6 protein-coding genes are annotated in these 5772 nt (G+C 74.0%); all 6 read right to left on the bottom strand.

Features of this window, described 5'->3' with window-relative positions; genetic code table 11:
* Nucleotides 1-79 precede the first annotated feature (79 nt).
* The 6 genes from ACFXKG_RS40990 to ACFXKG_RS41015 all read right to left on the bottom strand — a co-directional run bounded on the left by ACFXKG_RS40990 (nt 80) and on the right by ACFXKG_RS41015 (nt 5676).
* Entirely contained in the window at nt 80-1456 is a 1377-nt protein-coding gene (locus tag ACFXKG_RS40990) for an MFS transporter (protein WP_384850656.1), read from the bottom strand.
* A complete protein-coding gene (locus ACFXKG_RS40995) occupies nt 1453-1941 on the bottom strand; it encodes a MarR family transcriptional regulator (RefSeq protein ID WP_365819630.1) in 489 nt (162 codons plus the stop codon). Before ACFXKG_RS40995 ends, ACFXKG_RS40990 begins: the two co-directional genes overlap by 4 nt.
* A 121-nt stretch (nt 1942-2062) precedes the next feature.
* Nucleotides 2063-2668: a DNA-binding response regulator gene (locus tag ACFXKG_RS41000; protein ID WP_384850661.1), complete on the bottom strand. Its 606-nt coding sequence runs from the start codon at nt 2666-2668 to the stop codon at nt 2063-2065.
* On the bottom strand, nt 2665-3888 hold the full coding sequence (locus ACFXKG_RS41005) for a sensor histidine kinase (RefSeq protein WP_384850664.1): 1224 nt from the start codon (nt 3886-3888) through the stop codon (nt 2665-2667). Before ACFXKG_RS41005 ends, ACFXKG_RS41000 begins: the two co-directional genes overlap by 4 nt.
* Before the next feature lie 52 nt (nt 3889-3940).
* The gene (locus ACFXKG_RS41010; protein ID WP_384850667.1) at nt 3941-4753 is read right to left on the bottom strand and encodes an ABC transporter permease; all 813 of its coding nucleotides are present in this window, start codon (nt 4751-4753) and stop codon (nt 3941-3943) included.
* Nucleotides 4750-5676, bottom strand: a complete 927-nt coding sequence (locus tag ACFXKG_RS41015; protein WP_384850670.1) for an ABC transporter ATP-binding protein — start codon at nt 5674-5676, stop codon at nt 4750-4752. Before ACFXKG_RS41015 ends, ACFXKG_RS41010 begins: the two co-directional genes overlap by 4 nt.
* Nucleotides 5677-5772 lie beyond the last annotated feature (96 nt).

Below are 5772 nucleotides of genomic sequence, written 5' to 3' on the forward strand. Positions count from 1 at the left end.
GGGGCGGCGGGGCGGCGGCGCCCCCGCCCCCCCCCCCCGCCGGCGCGCCTCTCACGAGGCGGTCATCTGTGGATCGTGGCTACGGACCAGGGGCCGTCGTCGCGGCCTCGGTCGCGGCGTCGGCGGCTCCGGGAGGGGGCGGCCCGGGAGCGGTCGGCGCCGGAGCGGTCGGCGCCGGAGCGACAGGTCCTGGAGCGGTAGGCCCCGGAGCGGTCCGCCCGGAAATCCGGGGCGTGCGGTAGGAGCGCAGGGAAGGGTTGGCCGCCGCCACGGCGGCGACCGCGAGGGTGGCGGAGAGGCCGCCGGCGACCAGGGCGAAGGGGGCCGAGGTGACCGACGCCAGCAGGCCGCCGCGGAAGTTGCCGAGTTCGGGGCCCGCGACACCGATGACGTCTTCCAGGGAGGAGACCCTCCCCCGGTGCGCGTCCGGGGCCTCCAGCTGGACCAGAGCGCCGCGGGTGACCACCGACACGGTGTCGGCCGCGCCGGCCACGGCCAGGCAGCCGAGCGCCGCCCACAGGGGCCCGGCCAGACCGAAGCCGGCCAGGGCCAGGCCCCAGACGCCCGCCGCGGTGAGCTGGACCAGGCCGCCGCGGCGCAGCCGCGTCACCGTGCCGGAGAGCAGTCCGGCGGTGATCCCGCCGACCGCGACGGCCGAGAGGAACAGCCCGAGGGTTCCCGGGTCGCCGCCGAAGCGGACCTCGTTGACCAGCGGGAAGAGCGCGATCGGCATGGCGAGGAGCGTCGCGGACAGATCGGTGGCCAGCGAGCCCCACAGCGTCGGGCGGCGCAGGACGATCCGCCAAGCGCCGCGCTCCGGCCGGCGCCCGCCACCCGCCGCACCGGCGCCCTCGGGCCGCATGGCCGGGAGGCGGATCACCATGAGCGCCGCGACCGCGACGGCCAGGGCGTGCGCGACGTAGGCGGCGGGCAGGCCCCAGCGGGCGATGACCAGCCCGGCCAGCGCGGGCCCGGCCAGCATCGCCGCCTGGAAGGAGACGTTGGTCAGCGCGAGACCGGCCGCGACCTGGTCGGCCGGCAGCAGCCGGACCGGGAAGGTGCGCCGGGCGGGGGCGCCGAGCGCGCCGCACGCGGTCCCCAGCGCGACCAGGCCAAGGAGGAGCACCACGTTCCCGTTGCCCGCCAGCGCCTGGGCGCAGAGCCCCGCGGCGGCCAGCAGCTGGCCGCCGCTGGTGGCGCGGACCACCGTACGGCGGTCGACGGTATCGGCCAGCGTGCCGCCGAGCAGCCCGAACAGCACCGTCGGCAGGCCGGTGGCGAGCCCGATGACGCCGGTGCCCACCGGGCTGCCGGTCAGGTCCCAGACCTGGGCCAGCACCGCCACGGTGGCCGCCTGCCCGCCGAGCTGCGAGGCCGCGGAGCCGATCCACAGGTCGCGGAACGGCCTGCTGCCGCGGAGCGGACGGGTGTCGAGGAACCGGACACGCCCCTTCATCGGGGTGGTTCGACGAGATGGTCGAGGACGCGCTGCCGCATCGACCGGCGCTCCAGCGCCCGCCGCACCTCCTCGACCACGGCGGTCATCGCGTACGGGATCTCGCCGTCCAGTTCGGCGACCGTCGCGTGCGTGGCGCGCCACTCGGCCTCCAGGAACGGCACCAGGGACCGGCCTCGCCCGGTGAGGTCGATCCGCCGCGTGCGGGCGTCGGGCCCCGGCTCGGAGACGACCAGCCCCTCCTTGCGCAGGGCGGCGACGGTCTGGCTGATCGCGGAGTGCGACCGGCCGAGGGACTCCGCCAGTTCACGGATGGTCAGGGGACCGGTGTGGGCGAGCCGGATCAGCGGATAGGCGAACCGCGGCCGCACCCCCTCGATGCCGCGCGCGACGTAGACCTGCTCGATCTCGGCGTCCATGGCGGCCAGCAGTTCGTGCAGCGGCTGCCAGGGATCGGGCAGCGCCGTGGGGTCGGAAGATGTCACAGCGCTAATATAACAGCGCTGTGACAATGTGAGGGGCGGAGCCGGGACAGCCCGTACGCGCCGGAGGCCGCCGGGGCGGAGGACTCCGGCCGCACCCGTCGGCGCCCTGTCCGCGAGTTCCTCAGAGCCAGCCCTGTGCGCGGGCGATGCGCGCGGCGGCCTGAGCGTTCTCCGCGCCCAGCTTCTCCGCGGCCGCGGAGAGGTGGTCATGGACGGTCCCGGCGGAGAGCGAGGTGCGGGTGGCGATCTCCGCGACCGGCGCCCCCTCCTCGGCGTACGCGAGGAGTTCCGCCTCACGGGGTGTCAGGGGTGACGCGCCGGCGTCGATGGCGTCGGCCGCGATGTCCGGTTCGATGTAGCGGCGGCCGGCGTGAACGGTACGGATGATCTGTGCCAGGTGCCGCGCGGACACCGTCTTGGACACGAAACCGAGCACGCCGACGCTCAACGCGTGCTTCAGGGCGCCCGCGCGGGCGTGGCCGGTGACGATCACCGAAGCGCAACCGGGCGCGACGGTCCGCAGCCGCTCCGCGACCGCCAGCCCGTCGAGGCCGGGCATCTGGAGGTCGAGAACGGCGACGTCGGGCCGGTGCGCCCGGGCCAGCTCCAGGGCCGCGTCGCCCGTTCCGGCCTGCGCCACGACGGTGATGTCGTCCTCCAGCGCGAGCAGGGCGGCGAGTGCGCCCCGGATGAGGTGCTCGTCGTCCGCCAGCAGGACCGTGATCATTCGCCTTCCTCCCACGGGATCTCCGCGGTGAGCCGGAAGACCCCGCCGGGGAACTGCTCGGTGGTCAGCGTGCCGTTCACCGCCGTCAGGCGTTCCTTCAGACCCGTCAGGCCGGTGCCGGCACCGGGGGGCGTGTCGGGCGCACCGTCGTTCTCCATCAGCAGCAGGGCCGCGGTCGGGCCCGCCGTGCGCAGGGACATCGTGCAGCGGGACGCGCCCTGCGCGTGGCGGAGCACATTCGTGGTCGCCTCGCGGACCACCCAGCCGAAGGCCGCCTGCACCTCGCCGGGCAGGCGGGCCGCCGGACCGTACTCGATACGGCAGTCGATGCCCGCCGCCTCCAGGACGGAGCGTGCTCCGGCGAGTTCGGTGTGCAGGTCGGCGGTACGGTACCCGCGGACCACCGACCGGATCTCCCGCTGCGACTCCTGCGCGATGCGCTGCACCTCCAGCATCTGCTCCACCGCCTCGGGCCGGCCGCGCCGCGCCAGCTGTACGGCGAGTTCGCTCTTGAGCGCCACGACCGCGAGATTGCGGCCCAGCACGTCGTGGAGGTCACGGCCGAAGCGCAGCCGCTCCTCCGCCACGGCGAGCCGTGCCTGTGTCTGGCGGGCCGCGGCCAGTTCCTCGATCAGCCGGACCCCCCAGCCGGTGGCCCGGAACGCCGCGGCCATGAACGGCGCCATGAACAGGGCGGCGCCGGTCACGAGCCCCAGCTGCGCGCCGGAGAGCCCGGCCACCACGCCGCCCGCGACGATGGACACCGAGACCACCGCGACCAGCGTCGCGCCGGTGCGGCGCGACAGTGCCAGTGCGCACGGGCCGGCGTAGAGCATCAGCAGCCAGAACAGGTAGGGCGCCAGACCTTTGTCGTCGATGTGGCCGGTGGCCAGCAGCACAGATCCCAGGGCGGCCATGGCCGCGGTCAGGGTCGTGTACGCCGCGAGCAGCAGGTCGGGCCGGGGACCGGAGCCGAGGTAGCGGTGCAGGGCCGCCCGGCAGAGCAGCACCTGGACGACGGCGTGCGCCCCGCCCAGTACGGCGACGGACACCAGATTGGCCGTACCGGTGTCCGTCTGCGCCACCCAGAGTGCCCACAGGCCGAGCTCGAAGACCGCGAAGTAGGCGACCGTGGCGAGCGCGTACTTGCGGTACCGGCCGGGGCCGTCCGGGCCGCCGAGACGTTCCACCCAGTCGTCCACATTCAAGTTCATGCTCATGCTCATGCTCATGTTCACGGTCCCAGCTCCCTTGTCCCACGGTCCGTTGTACTCAATGGCGAGGGCTCCAGCGGAACCACCGCCGCACGCCGAGGGCCGCCGCACCGGTCCAGGCCAGCGCGACGAGCACCGCGCGGCCCTGGTCCGGGCCGCCCAGGTCGCCGGTCCAGCCGCCCTGCAGGAGATCCATGACGGGCGAGAACGGCAGCCAGGCGCCGATGTCGGCCACCACACCGGGCAGCACCCCGCGCGGCAGGAAGACCCCGGATCCGGCCATGCTCACCAACAGGAACGGCAGGAACGTCAACTGAGCACTCTCCGCGGTCCGGGTGAAAGCGGCCGTCAGCGCGGCCCCGGCCACGAGCAGTACCACACCCAGCAGCAGGCCGAGAACGAGCAGGTGCGGGGCTTGCGGCAGGGGTGCGTCCAGGACCACCGTCAGACCGACGGCCAGCAGCACGCACTGGGCCAGCGCCAGCACCACGGCCGGGAGCGCGGCACCCGCGAGGATCTCCGTGTCGCGCACCTCACCCGTACGCAGCCGCTTGAGCACCAGGCTCTCGCGGCGCGTGACGTACACGCCGACCAGGTTCGTGTAGACGGAGAAGAACAGGGCCATGGCCAGGGTGCCGGAGAGGAGGACGGTCGCGATCGACAGGCCGGTGCCGCCCAGGTCGAGGCCGTTGACCAGGCTGCGCGACGAGAAGGCCATGACGGCGGGCAGCGCGAGCGCGGTGACCAGGGAGGCCCTGCTGCGCAGCAGGAGCGCCAGCTCCGCGCGGCCGAGGGCGGCCATGCGGGTCGCGGCACCGGATCGTACGCGCGCGGCGGCGGCCGGTCGGACAGGGGTGGTGGTCGTCGTCATCGTGTCTCCTCGGTGTCCAGGTTCTTGGCGATCTCCATGAACGCCTCCTCCAGTGATGCCGACCGGGCGTCCAGGCACCGCAGCGCGATCCCGGTGCGGTGCGCCCAGACGAGCAGTTCGGTGGCGGTGCGCTGCAGGTCCCGGGTCTCCAGACGTACGGTCCGGCCCACGGTCTCGTGGCGGGTCACGCCCATCGGCGCGAGCGGCGGCAATTCCCCCAGGAAGCGGTCCTGGGGGAGCTCGAAGCTGATCCGGGAAGGCCGTTCGGCCACCACGTCGGCCACCCGCCCGGTGGTGGCGATCAGCCCCTGGTGCATGATCGCCAGCCGGTCGGCCAGTTGTTCCGCCTCGTCCAGGTAGTGGGTGGTGAGCAGGACGGTCGTGCCCTGGGCCTTCAGTTCGCGGATCAGCTCCCAGGTGTCGCGGCGGGACTGTGCGTCGAGGCCGGTCGTCGGCTCGTCGAGGAACAGCACCTCGGGGCGCCCCAGCAGGGCGAGCGCGAGGTCGAGGCGGCGGCGTTCGCCGCCGGAGAGCTGCTTGACCCGCACCGTGCGGCGGCCTCCGAGACGGGTCAGTTCCAGGACCTCGTCCACGGGACGGGCGTCGCTGGTGCAGCCCGCCCACATCCGTGCGGTCTCCAGGACCGTCAGCTCCGAAGGGAATCCGCCCTCCTGGAGCATCACCCCGGTGCGCGGCCGCACGGCCGCCCGGTCGCGGAACGGGTCCCGGCCGAGGACCCGGACGGTCCCGCCGGTGGGGGCGGCCTGGCCCTCCAGGATTTCGAGTGTCGAGGTCTTGCCGGCTCCGTTGGTTCCCAGCAGCGCGAAGAGTTCTCCCCGGGCGACCGTGAAGTCGATGCCGCGTACGGCGTCGAAACCCCGGTAGCTCCGCCTCAGGTTGACGGCTTCAATGACTGTGTTCATGCCCTCCACACTCCCGGCGATACGCGGCGGACGGCAGTGGGGGGGGGTGCGTGGTGGGCCGCGAGCAGCACTCCGTGATCCCAAAACCGCACCCCC

The organism is Streptomyces sp. NPDC059255 (genome assembly GCF_042752355.1).
Classification (GTDB): Bacteria; Actinomycetota; Actinomycetes; order Streptomycetales; family Streptomycetaceae; genus Streptomyces.

Excerpts from the sequence above, each read along its gene's own strand:
- ACFXKG_RS40990 (WP_384850656.1), bottom strand. The coding sequence starts at position 1,456 with ATGAAGGGGCGTGTCCGGTTCCTCGACACCCGTCCGCTCCGCGGCAGC.
- ACFXKG_RS41000 (WP_384850661.1), bottom strand. The coding sequence starts at position 2,668 with ATGATCACGGTCCTGCTGGCGGACGACGAGCACCTCATCCGGGGCGCA.
- ACFXKG_RS41005 (WP_384850664.1), bottom strand. The coding sequence starts at position 3,888 with ATGAGCATGAACTTGAATGTGGACGACTGGGTGGAACGTCTCGGCGGC.
- ACFXKG_RS41010 (WP_384850667.1), bottom strand. The coding sequence starts at position 4,753 with ATGACGACGACCACCACCCCTGTCCGACCGGCCGCCGCCGCGCGCGTA.
- ACFXKG_RS41015 (WP_384850670.1), bottom strand. The coding sequence starts at position 5,676 with ATGAACACAGTCATTGAAGCCGTCAACCTGAGGCGGAGCTACCGGGGT.